We start from the raw sequence: 20,727 nt of genomic DNA, 5'->3' as shown, positions 1-20,727 counted from the left end.
TCAGATCCCCAACTCTTGACGCTGGCGCTTCAAGTGCTCCGGCATCTCTTTATAGACGTCTTCGAACATGGTCGCGGCGCTTGGAATCTGACCACCGGCCAGGGTGCCGTACTGTTCGGCTTGTTTCTGCGCGGCGATCACCTCGGCTTCCAGTTCGGCACTGACCGCCGTGTGTTCCTCTTCGGACCACTGGTCAATCCTGATCAGGTGCTGCTTGAGGCGGGCAATCGGGTCGCCCAACGGGAAGTGGCTCCAGTCGTCGGCGGGACGGTATTTGGACGGATCGTCCGAGGTGGAGTGTGGACCGGCGCGGTAGGTGACCCATTCGATCAGGGTTGGGCCGAGGTTGCGGCGCGCACGTTCGGCGGCCCAGGCGGAGGCGGCGTACACCGCGATAAAGTCGTTGCCGTCCACGCGCAGGGAGGCGATGCCGCAGCCGACGCCGCGTCCGGCGAAGGTGGTGGCTTCGCCACCGGCGATGGCCTGGAAGGTGGAAATCGCCCACTGGTTGTTGACCACGTTGAGAATCACCGGCGCGCGGTACACGTGGGCAAAGGTGAGGGCGGTGTGGAAGTCGGATTCGGCGGTGGCGCCGTCGCCGATCCAGGCCGAGGCGATCTTGGTATCGCCCTTGATCGCCGAGGCCATGCCCCAGCCCACACCCTGTACGAATTGGGTGGCGAGGTTACCGGAAATGGTGAAGAAGCCTGCGTCCTTGACCGAATACATGATCGGCAGCTGGCGGCCCTTGAGCGGGTCGCGTTCGTTGGACAGCAACTGACAGATCAGGTCCACCAGCGGCACGTCGCGAGCCATCAGGATGCTTTGCTGGCGGTAGGTGGGGAAGCACATGTCGTCGATGTTCAAGGCCAGGGCCTGGGCGCTGCCGATGGCTTCTTCGCCAAGGCTTTGCATGTAGAACGACATTTTTTTCTGACGCTGGGCGACCACCATGCGGTTGTCGAAGATCCGCGTCTTGAGCATGGCGCGCATGCCTTTGCGCAGGATCTCTACCGGAACCCCTTCAGCCCACGGGCCCAGGGCCTGGCCCTGGTCGTCGAGCACGCGGATCAGGCCCTTGGCCAGGTCGGCGGTGTCGGCGGGTTCTACGTCGATGGCGGGTTTGCGCACGGTGCCTGCGTCGGTCAGGCGCAGGTAGGCAAAGTCGGTCTTGCAGCCTGGGCGACCCGACGGTTCGGGAACGTGCAGGCGCAGTGGGGCATACGGCTGATTCATGGCTTTCTACGCTCGATCTTGTGAATTTCTTGTAGTGGGCGCGCTAGCTGACAGTCAGTCTCCGGGTAAGAGAAATCTTGTCCTACAACAATCATAGGCGTGGCGTAGAAGAATATTTATCTCTGTTTCGTTGCGCCCGCGATCAATTGCGGATAAAAAACCTGCATAAACATAATAAACAGGTGATTTTGTCTCATGCGCAAACTGGACCGTACCGATATCGGCATTCTCAACGCCCTTCAGGAGAATGCGCGGATCACCAACGCCGACCTGGCCCGCTCGGTCAACCTGTCGCCTACACCCTGTTTCAACCGGGTCAAGGCGATGGAAGAACTGGGCCTGATTCGCGAGCAGGTCACCCTGCTCGACGCCGATTTGCTGGGGCTGCACGTCAACGTGTTTATCCATGTGAGCCTGGAAAAACAGAACGAGTTGGCGTTGCAGCAGTTCGAAGGCGCGATTTCCGACCGGCCCGAGGTGATGGAGTGCTATTTGATGGCTGGCGATCCGGACTATTTGATTCGGGTGTTGGTGCCGACGATCCAGTCGCTGGAGCGGTTCATGATGGACTTTTTGACCAAGGTGCCGGGGGTGGCGAATATTCGTTCCAGCTTTGCCCTCAAGCAAGTGCGCTACAAAACAGCGTTGCCGTTGCCTGCCAATGGCATCAGCCTCGGTAGCTGATGCAACAGATTACCAATGTGGGAGGGGGCAGGTCCCCTCCCACATTGTTCCCGCATCTCAGAGTTGGTTGAGGGGTATCTTCAAGTAAGTAACCCCATTCTCTTCCGCCGGCGGCATATTCCCCGCTCGCACATTCACCTGGATCGCCGGCAACAACAGCGTGGGCATCCCCAGCCCGGCATCGCGTTGGGTGCGCATCGCCACGAACGTCGCTTCATCCACCCCGTCATGCACATGGATATTTCCCGCCCGCTGTTCGGCCACCGTAGTCAGGCATTTGGCCTCGCGGCCTTCGGGCGGGTAGTCGTGGCACACGTACAGTTGGGTATCGGGGGCAAAGGCCAAGAGCTTGCGCATCGACGCATACAACTGCCGCGCATCGCCGCCGGGGAAGTCGCAGCGAGCGGTGCCGACATCGGGCATGAACAGGGTGTCGCCGACCAGGATCAAGCGGTCGTCGATCAAGTAGGCCATGTCCGCCGGGGTATGCCCCGGCACGTGCAGGGCCTGGGCCTTGATGGTGCCGATGTGGAAGATTTCATCCGGCGCGAACAGGTGGTCGAACTGCGAGCCATCGACGCGAAATTCCGGCTCCAGGTTGAAAAGATTCTTGAATACGTCCTGCACCTTGCTGATGCTTTGGCCGATGGCGATCTTGCCGCCCAGGGTGCGGCGCAGGTACGGCGCTGCCGACAGGTGGTCGGCATGGGCGTGGGTCTCCAGCAGCCATTGCACTTGCAGACGATGTTCGCGCACATAGGCAATCACTTTGTCCGCCTGACGGGTGTCGGTGCGCCCTGATGCCGGATCGTAGTTGAGCACCGAGTCGACAATGGCGCAGGGGCCATCATCGCCCTCATGCAGGACATAGGTGTAGGTCGACGATGCCTCGTCCAGAAAGGCTTGAATCAACGCTGGCATTGGCGGCGGTCCTTGGTAGCGAATTGCGGGTTACATTCGAGATGTTTTCCACATAGGCTTGCGAGCTTAAGGCAAAAAAACGATTCGAGGCAAAGCATCGACCCATCGCTGGGCGTGATGCCATACGGCAGCGACCCTTGTGTGCATTGACGATAAAAGGCAATAGACCATGACCGACCAACACTGGGGGCCAACCATCAGTGGCGATATCGTCGTCATCGGCGGCGGTTCGGCAGGCATCGGCCTGCTGGCCAGCCTGCTCAAGCGCGACCCCGACCTGAACATCACCCTCATCGAACCCAGCGACCATCACTGCTACCAGCCGGCCTGGACCCTGGTCGGCGGCGGTGCCTACGACCTGAAAAAGACCCGACGCCCCCTGGCCGATGTGCTGCCCAATGGCGTCACCTGGGTGCAGGCCGCCGTCACCGAACTGTCGCCGGACGAGCGCACCCTGGTGCTCGACAGCGGCCAGCGCGTCAGCTGGAACAACCTGATCGTCTGCCCGGGCCTGCGCCTGGCGTGGGAGAAGGTCGAAGGCCTGGAAGAGACCCTGGGCCAGCACGGCGTCACCTCCAATTACAGCTACGAAAGCGCCGCCTACACCTGGCAACTGGTGCAGCAACTCAAGGGCGGCAAGGCGATCTTTACCCAGCCGGCCATGCCGATCAAATGCGCGGGTGCGCCGCAAAAGGCCATGTACCTGTCCTGCGATCACTGGCTCAGGCAGGGCGACCTTAAACACATCGACGTCGAGTTCAACCTGGCCGGCGCGGCGCTGTTCGGCGTGGCGACCTTTGTGCCGCCGTTGATGAAATACGTGGAGAAATACAACGCGCGCCTGGCGTTCAACGCCAACCTGGTCAAGGTCGACGGCCCGGCGCGCAAGGCCTGGTTCGAGGTGAAGGATGCCGAGGGCAACGTCACGCTCGAGGAAAAATCCTTCGACCTGCTGCACGTGGTGCCGCCGCAAGTTGCCCCGGAGTTTATCCGCCAAAGCCCGCTGGCCGACGCTGCCGGCTGGTGCGAGGTGAACCCCCACAGCCTGCAGCACCTGCGCTATCCGCAGATATTCGGCCTGGGCGATGTGTGCGGCACCAGCAACGCCAAGACCGCCGCCGCCGTGCGCAAGCAAATCGTGGTGGTCGCCGAAAACCTGCTGGCCCTGCGCAGACAGGCGCCGCTGCCGCTCAAGTACGACGGCTATGGCTCGTGCCCGCTGACGGTGGAGAAGGGCAAGGTGGTATTGGCCGAGTTCGGCTACGGCGGCAAGTTGCTGCCGACCTTTCCCCTCGACCCGACCCGGGCGCGCCGTTCGATGTGGTTTCTCAAGGCGACCTGGCTGCCGTGGTTCTACTGGAACGGCATGCTCAAGGGCCGCGAGTGGCTGACCCGTCTGAGCAAGGTGGATTAAATGCTGCTGGCCAGTGTGTTGGGGATGTTGATGGGCCTGGTCATGGGCCTGACCGGCGCGGGCGGCGGCATCCTCGGGGTGCCGGCGTTGGTGCTGGGGTTGGGCTTGACGATGACCCAGGCCGCGCCGGTGTCGTTGCTGGCGGTGGGCGCGGCAGCGGCCGTCGGGGCGATTGACGGGTTACGCCACGGCCTGGTGCGTTACCGCGCCGCGCTGTTGATCGCTTTGCTCGGCGCGCTGTTTTCGCCGCTGGGGGTGTTTCTCGCCCACCAGTTGCCGGAGCCGGTGCTGATGGGGCTGTTCAGTGCATTGATGGTGCTGGTGGCCTGGCGCATGTTGCAGCGCGAAAAGCTCGAGGCCGGGCCGAGTGACCATGGCGCGGCGTCCTGGGGCCAGAAGAACTGCATGCTCAATCAACAGACCGGGCGCCTGGCCTGGACCGCCAAATGCAGCGCCACCCTGGCTGCACTGGGCGCGGTGACGGGGGCGGTCTCGGGTTTGCTCGGGGTGGGCGGCGGCTTTTTGATCGTGCCGGCGTTCAAGCAACTCACCGACGTGCAGATGCGTGGCATCGTCGCCACGTCGCTGATGGTGATCAGCCTGATTTCGCTGATCGGCGTGGCCGGCGCGTTCCATGCCGGGGTGCGCATCGAACCCGTGGGCTGGGTGTTCATCGCGGCGAGTATCGTCGGCATGCTGATCGGCCGACGCCTGTGCTCGGTGATTGCCGCACGCACCTTGCAGGTGGGGTTTGCCAGCCTGTGTGTGCTGGTGGCGATTGGCATGCTGGTCAACGCCGTGCTTTGAACCTGAAATGCAATCCAAATGTGGGAGGGGGCTTGCCCCCTCCCACATTTGAATCTCCCTTGTTTTTGAGCGATTCATCCCATCGCATCCCCCCACCCAGTACCCAAGTAGCATAGGTCCCACCCTCCGCCCTTCGTACACTCATGCCTCAGAGGGGGAGGTAACGATGCATAACAGTGAAGGCGTAGTCAGTGCCATGTCCCAGGCCACCGATGCCGGGCAGGCCGCCGAGGAGTTGGCGCGGCAACTGTTGCATCCGTACCTGGGCTTCGTGCTGTTTTTCTGCTCGGCCTCCTACGACCTGCAGGCCCTGGGCCACGCCCTGCAAGAATGTTTCGGCAACGTGCGCGTAGTGGGCTGCACCAGCGCCGGCGAGATCACGCCCCAGGGCTACGGCCGCAATTGCGTGACGGCAATGGGCTTTAACCACGCGCACTTTTCCATCGCCACGGAGCTGATCGACCAGGTGGAACACTTCAGCCTGATCGACGCCCAGCAGATGGTTGAACGTCTGGTCGGCGGTTGCCGCAGCAATACCCTGGCGCCGATCAAGGGCAACACCTTCGCTCTGACCCTGCTCGATGGCCTGTCCAGCCGTGAAGAGGTGGTGCTCGCCGCCCTCAGCGCGGCGCTCGGCGACATTCCGCATTTCGGCGGTTCGGCCGGTGACGACAACTTCCTCACCCACACCCACGTGTACTTCAACGGCGCCTTCCACAGCGGCGCGGCGGTGGTGGTGCTGGTCAATACCTGGCTGGATTTCGAGGTGTTCACCACCCACCACATCCTGCCGCGCAACGAAAAGCTGGTGGTGACCGGCGCCGACAGCCCGTCGCGCCGGGTCTTCGAGCTCAACGCCGAACCCGCCGCCGAAGAGTACGCGCGGCATATCGGCGTGGCCGTGGCCGATCTCGATCACCGCGTCTTCGCGGCGCACCCGTTGGCAGTGCGCATCCACGACCAGTACTACGTGCGGGCGATCCAGCAAGTGCACGACGACCTGAGCCTGAGTTTCTACTGCGCGGTGGAAAACGGCATCGTCCTCACCGTGATGAAACCCGGGCCGATCCTGCCAAACCTGCAAACCCTGTTCGACGGCCTGCAAGCGCGCCTGGGCGACCTGCTGTTGACCATCGGCTGCGACTGCTTCCTGCGCCGCCTGGAGTTGGAAGACAGCGACAATCTGGAACAGATCGGCGGTTTCCTGCGTGACCAGCGGGTGATGGGCTTCAACACCTACGGAGAACAGTTCAATGGCATGCATATCAACCAGACCTTCACTGGAGTCGCCATTGCCCGAGGTCGGCGCTGAACTGCTCGCCCAGGTTGCCCAGCTGCAACAGGACAACCACAAGCTGGCGCGGATCAACGCGGCGCTGATCGAGCGCATCGAGTCCGGCATGGTCCAGGGCAATAACCCTTACACTACCTTTCAGCATTCGGTGGTGCTGGCCGAACAAGTGCGCGAACGCACCGACGCGCTGAACCAGGCGATGGCCGAACTCAAGGCCAGCAACCATTTGCTGATCAACGCGCGGCTGCGCGCCGAAACCCTGCGCGGCGAACAGGCGGCCGCGCAAAAGGCCCAGGAAAGCGAACGCTGGATTCGCCTGATCACCGATAACGTCCCGGCCCTGATCGGCTACCTGAATGCCGACCTGGTCTACGAGTTCACCAACAAAGTCTATGAAGAATGGTATTGCTGGCCGCGCGGCATGATGCTCGGCCAGAGCCTGCGCGAAGTCCACAGCGAGCAGCACTGCCAGCGCCTGGATGCCTACGTCGCCCGCGCCCTGGCGGGGGAGAGCGTGACCTTTGAATTCGCCGAGACCAACATCAATAACCAGGAGCGCTACATGCTGCGTTCCTATGTGCCGAATATGCTGGCCAGCGGCGAAGTGGTGGGGATCTTCGTGCTGATCCGCGACATCACCGAACGCCGCCGCACCGCCGAAGCCCTGCACCAGGCCTATCAGCACCTGGAGCAACGCGTGGCCCAGCGCACCTCGGAACTGACCGCGCTCAACGACCAGTTATTGCAGGAGATCGACGAGCGCCGCCGCGTGGAGGCGCGCCTGCGTGAAGCCAAGCTCGAGGCCGAGCAGGCCAACCTGTCAAAAACCAAATTCCTCGCCGCCGTCAGCCATGACCTGCTGCAACCTTTGAATGCGGCGCGCCTGTTTACCAGCGCGCTGCTGGAGCGGCCCAGCGAAACGTTGGTGCGCAACGTGAGCAACTCCCTGGAAGACGTGGAAAACCTGCTGGGCACCCTGGTGGATATCTCCAAGCTGGATGCCGGGGTGATCAAGGCCGACATCGCGCCGTTTGCCCTGAGTGAACTGCTCGACAACCTGGCCGCCGAGTACACCGAATTGGCCCGCAGCGAGGGCCTCGAATTGCATTTTGTCGTCTGTTCGGCGCTGGTGCGCAGCGATATTCAGTTGCTGGCGCGGATTCTGCGCAACCTGTTGAGCAACGCGATTCGCTACACCTACAAGGGCCGTGTGGTGCTGGGCTGTCGCCGCCAGCATCAGCGTTTGTTGATCCAGGTATGGGACAGCGGCATGGGCATCGCCGAGGAGCGGTTGGAGGAGATTTTCCAGGAGTTCAAGCGCGGCGATGTGCAGCGGCCCGACCAGGACCGTGGGTTGGGCCTGGGGCTGGCGATTGTGGAAAAGATCGCCGGGATCCTGGGTCATCGCATCAGCGTCAAATCCTGGCCGGGCAAGGGCTCGATGTTCTCGGTGGAGGTGCCGTTGAGCGCCACGGCGCCCAAGTCGCTGCCAATGCTGGCCATGAGCGAACCGATGCTCGAACGCCTGCAAGGCGCACGGGTGTGGGTGCTGGATAACGACGCGGCGATCTGCGCGGGCATGCGCACCTTGCTGGAAGGCTGGGGCTGCCAGGTGATCACGGCGTTGTCGGAGCAAGACCTGGCACGGCAGGTGGACAACTACCATGCCGAAGCCGACTTGCTGATCGCCGACTACCACCTCGACGACGACCAGAACGGCGTCGACGCCGTCGCCCGCATCAATGGACGCCGCGGCCGCGCGATACCGGCGCTGATGATCACCGCCAACTACAGCAACGAGTTGAAGCTGCAGATCCGTGAGTTGGGGCACACCTTGATGCACAAGCCGGTACGCCCAATGAAACTCAAGACCGCCATGAGCCACCTGCTCGGCAAATGAACGGCGAAATACCCACAAGTGGAGATCAAAATGTCGGAGGGGGCTTGCCCCCGATAGCGGTGGGTCAGTCGACATCATAACTGACTGATGCACCGCCATCGGGAGCAAGCCCCCTCCCACATTTGACCAGTGTTGTGCCTGGAAGATTGGCGGCGCAGGTACGTCTGATCAAGCTCAAGACTGCCATGAGCCACTTACTCGGCCGGCCCTGATAAACGGAGAACCAATGTGGGAGGGGGCTTGCCCCCGATAGCGGTGGGTCAGTCGACATCATAACTGACTGATGCACCGCCATCGGGAGCAAGCCCCCTCCCACATTTGATTTGTGTTGTGTCAGACGGGTCAGCGGCGCAGGTACGAGCCGAAATCGATATCCCCGGCACTGAGGATCGCCTGCACCCGGTTATGCACGTTCAACTTGCGCAATATCGCTGACACGTGGGCCTTTACCGTGGTCTCGGCAATCTCCAGCGTGTACGCGATCTGTTTGTTCGACTCGCCCTTGGTCATGCGTTCCAGCACCAGCAATTGCTTGCGTGTCAGGGCTTGCAGCAGTTCGGGGGCGAAGCCGGGGTTTTCGTTGAGACGCCGGTGGGTGCCGGGCTTCTGGGTGCGGATGATGTCCGGCGGCAGGTACACGTTGCCGTTGAGAATCTGCTGGATCGCCTCGGTCATTTGCAGGCGCGGCGAGGATTTGGTGATAAAACCCACGGCGCCATAGGTGATGGCTTGTAGCACGATCTGCTTGTCCTGCTCGGCCGAGACGATCACCACCGGAATGGTCGGCGCCTCGTTGCGCAGGTTGATCAGGCCATTGAGGCCGTGCATGCCGGGCATGTTCAGGTCGAGCAGGATCAGGTCGAGGTCGTCGTGTTCCTGGGTCAGCGCCAGGGCGCTGTCGAGGTCGGCGGTTTCCATCACTTCGCTGCCGGGAAAGCCGTCGCTGATGACGTTATGGATCGCTTCGCGAAACAGTGGGTGATCGTCGGCAATCAGGATTTTGTACATGGCCGTTCACCTTTCTTATTGTGATGTTTGAAATGGCTCGGGTTGGGCGACCGTCACCGGCAGCTTCGCCGCTTCCCAGGCATCCAGGCCGTCGCGATACCAGTACACAGAGGTATAGCCTAGATTGGCGGCACGTTTTACCGCGTTCCAACTCAGCCAGCAATCGGCGCGGCAGTAGAAGACCAGCGGTCGCTTGAGGTCGCCGCCGCTGTAGGTATACAAGTGGCGCACGAAATAGCTCTGCCACTCCGGCGTCAGGTCGCCGTCGCCGGTATTGGCCAGCCAGTGGCTGCCGGGCAGGTTGGCGTGGGGCTGGTCTTCGATGAAGCGCCCTTGCAGCCACTGGCGGCGGTACACGTCGATCAGCACGGGCGCGGGTGTTTGGCTGAGCAGGGTTTGCAGGGCCGCAGTGTCGACAATCGTGGCGCCTGGCAGGTGGTCGGGCGTGGGGCTGCGGTACAGGCTGATGCGGTAGCCGTCGGCGGAAAACAGTGGAGTGTCGGCCTGAACGTTAGCGACGAACAGGCACAGCAGTGCCAACAGAGGCAGTCGGGCGTACAGCATGGCAGGGCGATCCTTATCGTTATGCGCGCATTACACGTGAGTCCCGAGCCCTTGGGAATGCGACGATAGACAGGAAAACCGGTACTAAAGTAGTAGTTTTTGCCGCCTTCAGCCCTTTTTGCGCAACGCCGCATGCTGGGGATTGAACGTCAGCACCGCCAACACCGCGAACAGCACGGTCAAGCCCAGGCACACTGCCAAGGCCAGGCCGGCGAAGCGTTCGTACAGGGCAAAGCGCACCAGCTCCACGGCGTGGGTAAACGGGTTGACCGCGCACAGCCAGTACAGCCATTCGCTGGAGTCGCGCATCTTCCACAACGGGTACAGCGCCGACGACAGGAAAAACAGCGGGAAGATCACGAAGTTCATCACCCCGGCAAAGTTCTCCAACTGGCGAATCGCGTTCGACAGCAACAGGCCCAGGGCGCTCAACATCAAGGCCACCAGCAGCAACGCCGGCAGGGCGATCAACAGTCCCATGGGCGGCGGTTGCACGCCGTACACCCAGGCGATCGCCAGGAACCCATACACCTGCAACAGCGAAATCAGCGCGGTGGCCAACAGCTTGCTGCACAGCAAAAACGTGCGCGGCAACGGGCTGGTCAGCAGCACGCGCATGCTGCCCATCTCGCGGTCGTAGACCATCGACAGCGAGCCTTGCATGCCGTTGAACAGCAGGATCATGCAGGCCAGCCCCGGGATGATGTACACCTCGTAGGGGATGTAGGTGTCGTAGGGTTCGATCACCGAGATGCCCAACGCGGCGCGGAACCCGGCGGCGAACACCAGCAGCCACAGCAATGGCCGCACCAGCGCACTGAGAAACCGCGTGCGCTGCAACACAAAGCGCAGCCACTCGCGCAGGACGATGCCGCGCAGGCATTGCCAGTAAGCGTTCATGCCGCAGCTCCCGTCGTGGTGGGGCGCGTCAAGCGCGCGAACACGCTGCCGAGGTCGCCGCCTTGTTGCGCGATCAAGGCATCGACTTGCCCACTGGCCACCAGACGGCCCTGATGCAGGATCATCAACGCATCGTCGGCCTGTACTTCGTCGAGCAGGTGGGTGGTCCACAGCACGCTGATGCCCTGTTCGAGGCACAGGCTGCGCACGTGCTGGTTAAGCGCCAGGCGGCTGGCCGGGTCGAGGCCGACACTGGCTTCATCCAACAGCAGCAAGCGCGGTTCATGCAGCAACGCCCGGGCGATTTCCACCCGGCGCCGATGCCCGCCGTTGAGCTCGCGGACTTTTTCGCGGCGCCGTTCGGTGAGGGCCTGGCGTGCCAGTTCGGCGGCTACGCGCAGGTCGGTCTGGCGCCGTGATAAACCGTGCAGCGCGGCGTGGTAGCGCAGGTTCTGTTCCACGCTCAAATCCAGGTCCAGGGTGCTTTGCTGGAACACCACACCCAGCTGGGTGAGGGCTGCACGCGGCGCCTCACGCAGGGAATGACCGCCCACGCGAATGTCGCCGCTTTGCAGGTCATACAGCCGCGTGAGCAGGGCGATCAAGGTGGATTTGCCGGCGCCATTGGGCCCCAGCAGCGCCGCAAAGCGCCCCGGTGCGAGGCTGAAACCCACCTCGCACAAGGCCTGCCGTGCGCCGTAGGCGAAGCTCACGTCGCGCACCTCCAGGGCGTTCATGGCGTGACCACCACGCCCCATGGATAACGCCCGACCTTCACCGACTTGATCACCTTGAGGCTGTCCACATCGATCACCGACACATCACCGCTCACGCCGTTGGTGGCCAGCAACTGTTTCTCGTCCGGGGTAAATGCCATCTGCCACACGCGGCGGCCCACCAACAGGTAGTCGAGGACCTCGAAGGTCTTGGCGTCGATCACGGCCACATGGTTGGCCGGACCGAGGGCGACAAAGCCGTACTTGCCGTCGGCGCTGAGCTTGATGCCGACCGGCTGGACTTTGTCCGGGTGCACGCCCTTGATCTTGAAGGTCAGGGTCTTGAGGATCGCGCGGCTGGCCACGTCGAGGATGGTCACGGTGCCGCCGATTTCCGCCGAGGCCCACAGCTGCGAGCCATCGTGGTTGAACTCGACGAAGCGCGGGCGCTGGTCCACCAGGGTGCTGTCGGCCAGGGTCTGGGTGCTGGTGTCGATCCAGTGCAGCATGTTGGTGGTTTCGCTGGTGTTTACCGCCCACTTGCCATCCGGGCTCACGGCCATGCCTTCGGGTTCGACGCCGACGTTGATCTGGCCGAGCACCTTGGCGGTCTCGGTGTCGATCACGGTGACCAGCGCGTCGTCTTCGTTGGACACGTACAGCCAGCGGTTATTGGGGTGCAGGGCGAACTGCTCGGGGTCTTTGCCGGAGGGCAGTTCCTTGATGATCTTGCGCGTGGCCACGTCCATCACCTGCACGCGGTCCGAGTCGCTGGCGCAGATGTACAGCAGCTTATTGTCATGGGACAGCAGCAAGCCTCGTGGGCGCTGGCCGACCTTGAGGGTGTCGGTGACCTGCAGGGTCTGCATGTCGATCAGGCTCAGGCTGTTGTCTTTCTCGTTGGAGACCCAGGCGGTACTGGCCATGGCGTGCCCGGCGGCAAGCAGCAGGGCGCATGAGAGCAGGGTGCGGCGCATGGCGGATTCCTTATTATTGTGGGTAGGTGATCAAGGGAAGCGGCAGGTCACCTCGGGTTTGTCATAGCCCAGGCTGTCCATTTCGTTGGTGGGGTGCAGGAAACCGTCCTGGGGCGAGGTGCTGACCAACGCGCGGGGCTGCACGATGGGAATCGGTTGGCGCAATTGGCCGTTCCAGGGGCGGTAGCTGAGCTTGCGGCCCTTGAAACCATCCAGGGGCAGTTGCTCGCTGATTTCCAGTTGACGGATCGCCATGGGCTCGACCTGACGCAACTTGCTCACGGCACTGGCGATGCTGCGCACGGCCATCCAGGCGGCGAAGTCGCGGTCGTTCATCCAGCGCTCGGCCAGGGCCTCGAAGCGTTTCTGCAATTGGGCGGCGCCGTAGGTCTCGACGGTTTTGTGCCAGCCGGTGGGCGTCAGACCCTGGGTGCCGGCCACGGGGCGCGGGTACCAGGTCTGGTAGGGCACGTACTCGCCGAAGTCGCCGCGCTCGTCGGCCACCAGCACCACGTCGTATTCGGCGGTCTGGGTGAACAGCGGCATATCCGCCTGGGCGCTGCGGCGTTGGTCGTTGTCGAAGCGCCAGGCCTTCTCCGCCACCAGCTGCACGCCGAAGCGTTTGGCGGCGCGACGCAGGGCGGCAGCGTAGGCCTGGTCATCCTCGGTGGGGCCGACGATCAACAGCGCTTTCTGCCATTTGCGCACTACCAGGAACTGCGCCAGCGCATCGGCAAGCATCGCGCGGCTGGGCAGGGTATGCAGCACGTTGCCCAGGCAGTCGGTGCTGCGCAGGCTGTCATCCGGGCTGCCGGCATTGAACAGCAGGCTGTCGGGCAACGCCGCGCTGAGTTGGCGCAGGCTGGCAGCGGGCGCGTTGACCACGAACAGGCGCAGGCCTTGGGCATGCTGGGCTTGGGCGGCGGCGAGCAGGGCGTCTGGGGTGTCTACCGTGGCGGTCGTCAGGCTGTAGCGCTGGTTGAGAAAGGCGCCGGTGCTGTTGCTGTCGATGATCGCCAGTTCAGCGCCGCGCTGCCCGGCATCGGCGGGCTCGGGAATCACATTCGACAGCAGCGGCCCCGGATCGGGCCGATAACCCAGGTAGCCGATCTGCACCTGCAAGGGCGCTTCAGCGGCCTGGCCGGTGGCGGCCCAGGCGATTGCCAGCAGGCAGATCACGGCGTAGGGGGCGAGCTGGCGCATAAGGCACTCCATGACAGGTAGCGCCAGCATAGGAACCCTGAACGTCGCTGCAAATATGCAGAAAGTAGCGCTGGGGCAGTACCAAGGTAGTAGCCACGCGCAGCGGGTGCGGTCTTAGCATGGGTCCCTACCGGTCTTATTCACAGGAGTGACACGAGCATGCGCGTCTTCACCGCCCGGCCCGGCCTGTCGGCCCTGTGGCGCATCAACCTGTGGGTGTGCGGCTTCTTCGCCCTGGTGACCTGCGCCTGCACCGCGCTGTTGCTGCACCAGGCCCTGGCCGATGTGGAGCGCGAGCTGCAATCGGCTGAAGCGGTGGTGCACTACCTGAGCGAAACCGCCGAGCGCGACCCGGCCAGCCTGCAACCCCACCTCACCGCGAGTTTGCGCCATGTACGTGTGCACTGGCTGGCGAGCGGCGACACCGCGCAAGCGCCGGCGCCGGACGGGCTGGACGCCTGGCTCGGGCGCCTGCTGTTTGCCGAGGCGCGACGCAGTGCCCAAGTGCTGGACTTGCCGGACGGTCGGCGCGTGTCCATCGCCGTTGACCCACGGGATGAAATCGACGAGGTCTGGGACTCCCTGCAGCAACTGCTGGGCCTGTGCGCCCTGGCCCTGGTGCTGAGCCTGTTGACCATCCGCTGGGCAGTGCGCCGTGGCATGGGCGTGCTGGATGAATTGCTGCGCGCGCTGCAACAGGTGTGCGCCGGCCAGCTTAACGTGCGCCTGCGCAGTGAAGGCGCGCCGGAAGCACGGCAATTGGCGCTGCACTTCAACCGCATGACCGACGCCCTGGAGCAGGCGCGCACCGATAACACCCGGCTCACCCAGACCCTGCTGGCAGTGCAGGAGCAGGAGCGCACCCACCTGGCCCAGACCCTGCACGATGACCTCGGCCAATACCTGGCCGGCATTCGCGCCCAGGCCTGCCTGTTGCGGCTGGTTACCGACCAGCCGCATCTGCTGGCGTCCACGGTGGCGCAATTGGAAGATCACTGCGAGCACTTGCAGCAAGGCTTCAGGGCGCTGGTCCACGATCTCTATCCGGTGGCCCTGCAACACCTGCCGATGGCCGAGGCGTTTTCGATGTTGGTCACGCAGTGGCAGGCCAGCCACGGCATTCCCTGCCACCTGCAAGTCAGTACGGACCTGCCGCTGTTGCCCGGCGCCAGCAAGACCCATCTGTACCGCCTGCTCCAGGAAGCCCTGACCAACATCCTGCGGCATGCCGACGCCAGCCAGGTGCACGTGCGCCTGCAACATCACGGTTCGCGCCTGCGCCTGTGGGTGCGTGATAACGGTCGCGGTGCAGAAACGCCCCAGCGGCCGGGTGTGGGCCTGTATTCGATGGCCGAACGCGCCCGCTGCCTGGGCGGCGAATTGAAGATCATCAGCCAGCCCGGCGCCGGCTGGGCGTTGGCGTTGAACATGCCGTTGGAGGCTTCATGAATATTCTGTTGGTGGATGATCACGCCGTGGTGCGCCAGGGCTATGCCAGCCTGCTGCGCGCGCTGCTGCCGGCCGTTGAGGTGCGCGAGGCGGCCAGTGGTGAAGAAGCGTTGAGCCGGGTCCAGGAAGCGCTGCCGCACCTGGTGATCATGGACTTCGGCTTGCCGGGCATCAGCGGCCTGGAAACCACCCGCCGTCTGCGCCAGCGCCTGCCGCACCTGCGCGTGCTGTTTTTCAGCATGCACGACGAACTGCCCCTGGTGCGTCAGGCCCTGGATGCCGGGGCCTCTGGCTACCTGACCAAAACCTCGGCACCCGAAGTGTTGATCGAAGCGGTGCGGCGCATCCTCGACGGCCACGCCTACATCGAACAGGCTCTGGCCACCGAACTGGCCTATACCCCCGGTGATCAACGCTTGCAGGGCATGACCCCACGTGAACTGGAGATTTTCCTGATGCTGGCCAGGGGCACGCCCACCCGAACGATTGCCGACCAGCTGAATATCAGCAGCAAGACCGTGTCCAATCACCTGACCTTGCTCAAGAGCAAATTGCAGGTGAGTTCCCATGCCGAGCTGGTGCACTTGGGGATCGATATGGGGGTGGTGCGGGTGGTTGGATAACCGGGTGTGCACAAAGCCCACATTTCAATGGCGTCGTTTCAGCGATTCCAGGTCGTTGGGCAATCCTGGCAGCCCTCCATATTCGCATCCTGGAAATTCGCATAGTGCTGACGGCTGCCGGTGAGGGTGGCCTGTTCCAGGTTGCTCTCGCCGAACTTGGCTTCCTGCAGGTTGGCGTCGCTGAGGTCGGCGCCTTGCAGGTCGGCCTTGCTCAGCCAGGTCATCTCCAGGTCGGCCGCACGCAGGTTGGCCTTGTGCATTTTTGCCCCGGACAGCCGCGCAAATTGCAGGTAGGCCGCACTGAGGTTGGCGTTTTCGAACTGCGCGCCCTGGGCGAACAGGCCCCACCCCTGGATCGCCATCAGCGTGGCGCCGCTGAAGTTGGCCAGGCGCAGGTTGGCCTGTTGCAGGCTGGCGCGGGTCAGGTTGGCGCCTTGCAGCTGGGCTTTTTCCAGGTTGGCCAGGTCGAGGTTGGCATGGCGCAGATCCGCCTCGCGCAGGTCGGCGCCGGCCAGGTTCATCTTGCTCAAGTCCTGGTTGCGCAGGTTGGCGCCCTTGAGGTTGGCGCCGGGGCATTGGCTGTGTTCGGCGATGGTGCAGCCGTTGATGATCAGCGGGGCGTCGTCGCCGTCGTCGGCGTGCGCCAGGGGCAGGGAGAGCAGGAGTAACAAGGGCAGGTAGTTCATCGTGTAACCTCTGGGGATCCTGTGGTGAGCGGGCTCACCACAAGGGAACCCGCTTGCTACAAAGGGCGGCCCGGCATTCTCGCAGGGGTTATTTTTGCGCGGTCTTCTGATCCCAACTCGGGATCTTGAACACCCAGAACGACCCGCCTTGCGCTACCGGCTTGGTCAGCTCGGCCATGTCGCCGCCCCACAACGGCACCGCGCCGCCATAGCCGACGGTCACGCCGACATACTGCTCGCCATCCTGCTCCCAGGTGATCGGCGGCGAGACGATGCCGCTGCCGGTCTGGAACTTCCACAGCTCCTTGCCGGTTTTCGCGTCGAAGGCCTTGAAGAAACCGTCGCCTGTACCGGTAAACACCAGGTTGCCCTTGGTGGCCAACACGCCGGTCCACAGTGGCAACGCTTCCTTGTGCTCCCACACTACCTTGCCGGTGGTTGGGTTCATCGCGCGCAGAGTGCCGACGTGGTCGTCATACATGCGCTTGATGCGAAAGCCCATGCCCAGGTACGCCGAGCCCTTCTTGTAGTTGACCTCTTCGGTCCAGTATTCCTCTTTCCACTGGTTGCCCGGGATGTAGAACAGGCCGGTGTCCTGGCTGTAGGCCATGGGGTTCCAGTTCTTGCCACCCAGGAACGGCGGCGAGACTTCCACCGGTTTGCCTTTGGTTTCACCCGGCAATGGCTTGGCCGGACGCTGGCCTTCGTTCTCCACCGGACGCCCGGTCTTCAGATCGATATGGCTGGCCCAAGTGATGTTGTCGACGAAGGGGAAGGCGTTCTGCAGCTTGCCGTTGTTGCGGTCTACCACGTAGAAGAAACCGTTGCGGTCAGCGTGACCGGTGGCCTTGACCACCTTGCCGTCCTTGTCCTTGTAGTCGAACAGCACCAACTCGTTGTTGCCGGAGAAGTCCCAGGCGTCGTTCGGGGTGTGCTGGTAGAACCACTTCACTTCGCCGGTGCTCGGATCGACGCCGACCTGACCGGAGGTGTATAGGCTGTCGAAGTCGTGGGGGTTGCCGTCCTTGGCGGTGCGCGCCCAGGTGTTCCACGGGCCGGGGTTGCCGGCGCCGACGATGATCGTGTTGGTCTCGGCATCGAAGCTTGCGCTCTGCCAAGGGGCGCCACCGCCGTGGCTCCAGGCCTCGACCTTGCCGGTTTCGGTGGTGGGGTCATCCGGCCACGAAGGGGCCTTGACGTCGCCGGTGGTGGTGCTGTCCTTGCCGTTGAGGCGGCCCATATGGCCTTCCACGAACGGGCGCATCCACACTTCTTCACCGGTGTCGGGGTCGCGGGCAAACAGCTGGCCGACCACGCCGAATTCATCGCCGGAGCTGCCGTGGATCAGCAGCACCTTGCCGCTGACCTTGTCTTTGATCAGCACCGGGGCGCCGGTCATGGTGTAGCCGGCGGCGTGGTCGCCGAACTTCTTGTTCCACACCACTTTGCCGGTGTTTTTGTCGAGGGCGATCAGGCGCGCGTCGAGGGTGCCGAAGTAGATCTTGTCGCCGAAGATCGCCGCACCACGGTTGACCACGTCACAGCACGGGCGAATGTTGTCGGGCAGGCGGTGATTGTAGGTCCACAGGCGCTTGCCGGTCTTGGCGTCGAGGGCGAACACGCGGGAATAGGAGCCGGTGACGTAGACCACGCCGTCGCTGACGATGGCCTGGGATTCCTGGCCGCGTTGCTTCTCATCGCCGAACGAGTAGGACCAGGCCGGGGTGAGCTTGAACACGTTCTTGTCGTTGACCTGGGCCAGCGGGCTCCAGCGCTGGGCGTTGGTGCCCATGCCGTATTGCAGCACGTCTTTGGTGGTCAGGTGGTCGTTGGCGATGTCTTCCCAGGTGACATTGTGCGTCGGCTTGGCGGGGTCGGCGGCCGCGAACGTTACGGCACTGAGGGACAGGCTGCCCACCAGCAAAAAGGCTTGCACGGCAAGGCTTAAAGGTGAGCGGGCGGGTAGCGATCTTATTGTCATGGTTGCAGTTCCCAGTGGAGGTTTTGGCCTGCACAGGGTGGAACGCCGGGGCGCCGGGCGGATACGGAAAAAGTCCCGCTGTGGCCGGGAAGACTTCCCGAGGCGCCGCTGTTTTAGGCGTGCCCCACAAGCCCTACTACCAAGGGAGGAGAGGGCGGCCACCAAAGCAGCATACGGCCCATGCCCCGGGGTTTCTAAGATGGTTGCCATAACCTCTGCAATGAGGTTTTGCGTGCAATCCTGAGGGCAAAATAATGACAACAAAACACAATGCCTTGCTCGTCGCCGGGCTGTTGGTCGGTGTGATCGCCGGGGGCTCTGCCTGGGCCCACGGCAACGTGGTCCCGCAAGCGGTGGAAACCAAGGGCCTGACCTCGATCAAGGATGCCGGCGTGCCGGTCAACGAAGACGGCTGGGCGGCGGTCAATCCGTACCGCACCTCGCCTGAACACGACCGCGCCGTGGAAATCGGTTCGTCCGCCTATAACCAGAACTGCGCCGCCTGCCACGGCTTGGAAGCCAAGTCCGGCGGCATCGCCCCCGACCTGCGCATGCTCGATGTGGGCGAAGCCGGTGATGAATGGTTCGTCGAGCGCGTGCGCCATGGCGCGGTGCGTGACGGCCGCGTGTACATGCCGAAAATGGCCGACTACCTGAGCCAGGAAGCCTTGTGGGCCGTGCGCACCTACCTGGACAGCGTGCACGTCGAGGAGTAAGCCATGCGCCTGTTCGCTTATGTGCTTGGCCTGGCCCTGCTGTGTTGCCAGCCGGCACAGGCGCAGGTGCGCAGCTATGACCAGATGATCGCCGCCGGCGAAATCAACGTGGCGGTGTACAAGGACTTTGCCCCCTACAGTTTCGAAGACGGCGCCACCGCGCGCGGGGTCGACGTGGAACTGGCCCAGGCCCTGGCCACGGCGCTGGGGGTACGGCTCAAGTTGATCTGGGCGCCGGCCGGCGAGAAGCTCGACGACGACCTGCGCGACTACATCTGGCGTGGCAGCCAGTTGCACAACCAGCAACTGGCCGACCTGATGATGCGCGCGCCCTACGATCACGATTACGCACAGAAGCGCAACGACCAGGGCGAACTGGAAAACGGCCATGTGGTGATGTTCGGGCCGTACCAGAACGAACAATGGCAGGTGGCTTACGACCGTCGGCGCCTGGACAGGGTTGCCAGCGTGGCGGTGTTCGAGCAGCACCCGATTGGCGTCGAAGTCGACAGCGTGCCGTCGTTCTACCTCACCTCGGTGTTCAACGGCATGCTCGCCGCCAAGACCCATCACTACCCCGATGTTCCCCAGGCCTTTGCGGCGATGAAAGCCGGTGAGGTCGATGCGGTGATGGCGATGCGCGGCGAAGTCGATTGGCAGGTGCATGAAGCCCACGACCCGCAACTGGCCCTGGCCGAAAACGCCTACCCGAACATGGGCAAGCAACGCTGGGAGATCGGCATGGCGGTGCACGAGAGCAATCGCCAGTTGGCCTATGCGGTGGAAGAGGCGCTGGAAGGCCTGATCCGCGACGGTGCGGTGCAAGCCATCTATGCCCGTTACGGCCTGCAGTACGAAGTCCCCGAGATGTATCAATAGGAGCAGGCGATGAACTGGCGACTGAGCTGCATTTTGGCGTGCTGGCTGCCGCTGGCGGCTCACGCCGTGGAGGTCGACCCGGTGCCGTCGGTGATGTGGGCGTTCTATCACAAGCAGTTCCTGGCCGAGGCGCCGTTCGTGTTCGACGACCGAGTCAAGCTGCTCGCGCCGCCGTTCGCCGAAGATGCGCGCCAGGTGCCGCTGGAAATCGACGCCCGCGCCTTCAACGGCCATGTGGTGAAAATCCTCGCCTGGGCCGAGCTCAACCCATTGCCGAAAATCGTCGACTTCCAACCCAAGGCCGGCGTGCTGCCGTGGCTGTCGCTGCGGATTCGTATCGAGCAGGCCACGCCGTTGCGGGCGGCGGTGCTCACCGATGACGGGCTGTGGCATGTGGGCTCGACCTTGATCGACGCGGCCGGTGGCGGCTGCACCGCGCCCAGCGTGGTACGCACCCAGCCGGGCTGGGAAGAGCACATCGGCGAAGTGCTCGGCGGCCGTTACCCGCGTGGCGAGTTCAGCCGCGTACGTGTGCAGGTGGCGCACCCGATGGACAATGGCATGGTCAGCGGCATCCCCGAGTTTTTTATCAACCATGCGCAACTGCGCGGCCAGGACGGCCAGGTGCTGGCTGATCTTGAGTTGTTCCCGGCGGTCAGCGAGAACCCCAACCTGGCCTTCGACATCGACGCGCCGGGGCCCACCCGCCTGGTGCTGCGCGACAACAGCGGCAATGAGTTCGACGCGGCCATCCCCTGACCAGAAGGAG

The 20,727-nt window shown here is 63.4% G+C and carries 20 protein-coding genes; 10 read left to right on the top strand and 10 right to left on the bottom strand.

The annotated features are described in order from the left end of the window. Window positions 1-1,236 carry a 3-methyl-2-oxobutanoate dehydrogenase (2-methylpropanoyl-transferring) subunit alpha gene (locus M2397_RS16705; RefSeq protein ID WP_259244081.1) on the bottom strand — a complete coding sequence of 412 codons (1,236 nt, stop codon included), beginning with the start codon at window positions 1,234-1,236 and terminating at the stop codon, window positions 1-3. 195 nt (window positions 1,237-1,431) lie between these two features. On the opposite strand from M2397_RS16705, the gene bkdR reads away from it, so the two are divergent. Next, on the top strand, window positions 1,432-1,920 hold the full coding sequence (gene bkdR / locus M2397_RS16700; RefSeq protein ID WP_003174877.1) for a Bkd operon transcriptional regulator BkdR: 489 nt from the start codon (window positions 1,432-1,434) through the stop codon (window positions 1,918-1,920). 57 nt (window positions 1,921-1,977) lie between these two features. Here bkdR and M2397_RS16695 read toward each other — a convergent pair whose 3' ends face one another. Next, entirely contained in the window at window positions 1,978-2,841 is an 864-nt protein-coding gene (locus M2397_RS16695) for an MBL fold metallo-hydrolase (RefSeq protein ID WP_131698176.1), read from the bottom strand. Between the two features lie 169 nt (window positions 2,842-3,010). On the opposite strand from M2397_RS16695, the gene M2397_RS16690 reads away from it, so the two are divergent. The 4 genes from M2397_RS16690 to M2397_RS16675 all read left to right on the top strand — a co-directional run bounded on the left by M2397_RS16690 (window position 3,011) and on the right by M2397_RS16675 (window position 8,256). Beyond that, window positions 3,011-4,255: an FAD/NAD(P)-binding oxidoreductase gene (locus M2397_RS16690; protein WP_145336180.1), complete on the top strand. Its 1,245-nt coding sequence runs from the start codon at window positions 3,011-3,013 to the stop codon at window positions 4,253-4,255. Continuing rightward, window positions 4,256-5,062, top strand: coding sequence for a sulfite exporter TauE/SafE family protein (locus M2397_RS16685; RefSeq protein ID WP_131698174.1), 807 nt, complete (start codon window positions 4,256-4,258; stop codon window positions 5,060-5,062). A gap of 166 nt (window positions 5,063-5,228) precedes the next feature. Continuing rightward, complete coding sequence (gene nosP, locus M2397_RS16680; protein ID WP_259244080.1) at window positions 5,229-6,374, top strand: nitric oxide-sensing protein NosP; 1,146 nt, start codon at window positions 5,229-5,231, stop codon at window positions 6,372-6,374. Continuing rightward, on the top strand, window positions 6,316-8,256 hold the full coding sequence (locus M2397_RS16675; protein WP_405046444.1) for a NahK/ErcS family hybrid sensor histidine kinase/response regulator: 1,941 nt from the start codon (window positions 6,316-6,318) through the stop codon (window positions 8,254-8,256). The genes nosP and M2397_RS16675 overlap by 59 nt, the downstream gene beginning before the upstream one ends. A gap of 342 nt (window positions 8,257-8,598) precedes the next feature. Here M2397_RS16675 and M2397_RS16670 read toward each other — a convergent pair whose 3' ends face one another. The 6 genes from M2397_RS16670 to M2397_RS16645 form a co-directional block, all read right to left on the bottom strand. Then, complete coding sequence (locus M2397_RS16670) at window positions 8,599-9,264, bottom strand: response regulator transcription factor (RefSeq protein ID WP_032889994.1); 666 nt, start codon at window positions 9,262-9,264, stop codon at window positions 8,599-8,601. 15 nt (window positions 9,265-9,279) lie between these two features. Further along, window positions 9,280-9,828, bottom strand: coding sequence for a PQQ-dependent catabolism-associated CXXCW motif protein (locus M2397_RS16665; protein ID WP_131698171.1), 549 nt, complete (start codon window positions 9,826-9,828; stop codon window positions 9,280-9,282). A 108-nt stretch (window positions 9,829-9,936) separates the two neighbouring features. After that, window positions 9,937-10,728, bottom strand: coding sequence for an ABC transporter permease (locus tag M2397_RS16660; protein WP_145336173.1), 792 nt, complete (start codon window positions 10,726-10,728; stop codon window positions 9,937-9,939). Further along, window positions 10,725-11,465 carry an ABC transporter ATP-binding protein gene (locus M2397_RS16655; RefSeq protein WP_131698170.1) on the bottom strand — a complete coding sequence of 247 codons (741 nt, stop codon included), beginning with the start codon at window positions 11,463-11,465 and terminating at the stop codon, window positions 10,725-10,727. The genes M2397_RS16660 and M2397_RS16655 overlap by 4 nt, the downstream gene beginning before the upstream one ends. After that, window positions 11,462-12,421 (bottom strand): YVTN family beta-propeller repeat protein, encoded by a 960-nt coding sequence (locus M2397_RS16650; protein WP_131698169.1) that lies wholly within the window; start codon window positions 12,419-12,421, stop codon window positions 11,462-11,464. Before M2397_RS16650 ends, M2397_RS16655 begins: the two co-directional genes overlap by 4 nt. A gap of 30 nt (window positions 12,422-12,451) precedes the next feature. After that, window positions 12,452-13,624 carry an ABC transporter substrate-binding protein gene (locus M2397_RS16645; protein ID WP_259244079.1) on the bottom strand — a complete coding sequence of 391 codons (1,173 nt, stop codon included), beginning with the start codon at window positions 13,622-13,624 and terminating at the stop codon, window positions 12,452-12,454. A gap of 186 nt (window positions 13,625-13,810) precedes the next feature. Here M2397_RS16645 and M2397_RS16640 point away from each other — a divergent pair, with 186 nt between their 5' ends. Continuing rightward, a complete protein-coding gene (locus M2397_RS16640; RefSeq protein WP_184744111.1) occupies window positions 13,811-15,073 on the top strand; it encodes a sensor histidine kinase in 1,263 nt (420 codons plus the stop codon). Then, window positions 15,070-15,696 (top strand): response regulator transcription factor, encoded by a 627-nt coding sequence (locus M2397_RS16635; RefSeq protein ID WP_145336167.1) that lies wholly within the window; start codon window positions 15,070-15,072, stop codon window positions 15,694-15,696. The genes M2397_RS16640 and M2397_RS16635 overlap by 4 nt, the downstream gene beginning before the upstream one ends. 38 nt (window positions 15,697-15,734) lie before the next feature. Here M2397_RS16635 and M2397_RS16630 read toward each other — a convergent pair whose 3' ends face one another. Both M2397_RS16630 and exaA read right to left on the bottom strand, forming a co-directional pair. After that, window positions 15,735-16,382, bottom strand: a complete 648-nt coding sequence (locus M2397_RS16630; protein ID WP_131698167.1) for a pentapeptide repeat-containing protein — start codon at window positions 16,380-16,382, stop codon at window positions 15,735-15,737. Between the two features lie 88 nt (window positions 16,383-16,470). Further along, a complete protein-coding gene (exaA, locus tag M2397_RS16625; protein WP_259244078.1) occupies window positions 16,471-18,363 on the bottom strand; it encodes a quinoprotein ethanol dehydrogenase in 1,893 nt (630 codons plus the stop codon). Between the two features lie 254 nt (window positions 18,364-18,617). Between exaA and pedF the strand changes: the two genes are divergently transcribed. Genes pedF through M2397_RS16610 form a run of 3 tightly spaced genes read left to right on the top strand, consistent with a single transcriptional unit; the run spans window position 18,618 to window position 20,717 of the window. Further along, on the top strand, window positions 18,618-19,079 hold the full coding sequence (pedF, locus tag M2397_RS16620; RefSeq protein WP_027606205.1) for a cytochrome c-550 PedF: 462 nt from the start codon (window positions 18,618-18,620) through the stop codon (window positions 19,077-19,079). A gap of 3 nt (window positions 19,080-19,082) precedes the next feature. Further along, a complete protein-coding gene (locus tag M2397_RS16615; RefSeq protein WP_167655725.1) occupies window positions 19,083-19,958 on the top strand; it encodes an ABC transporter substrate-binding protein in 876 nt (291 codons plus the stop codon). A gap of 9 nt (window positions 19,959-19,967) precedes the next feature. After that, a complete protein-coding gene (locus M2397_RS16610) occupies window positions 19,968-20,717 on the top strand; it encodes a quinoprotein dehydrogenase-associated SoxYZ-like carrier (RefSeq protein ID WP_092490238.1) in 750 nt (249 codons plus the stop codon). Window positions 20,718-20,727 lie beyond the last annotated feature (10 nt).

This window comes from Pseudomonas sp. BIGb0381 (assembly GCF_024809815.1).
Classification (GTDB): Bacteria; Pseudomonadota; Gammaproteobacteria; order Pseudomonadales; family Pseudomonadaceae; genus Aquipseudomonas.
Note: the sequence above shows the minus strand (reverse complement) of the source record. Positions and strands in the feature narration are given on the sequence as shown.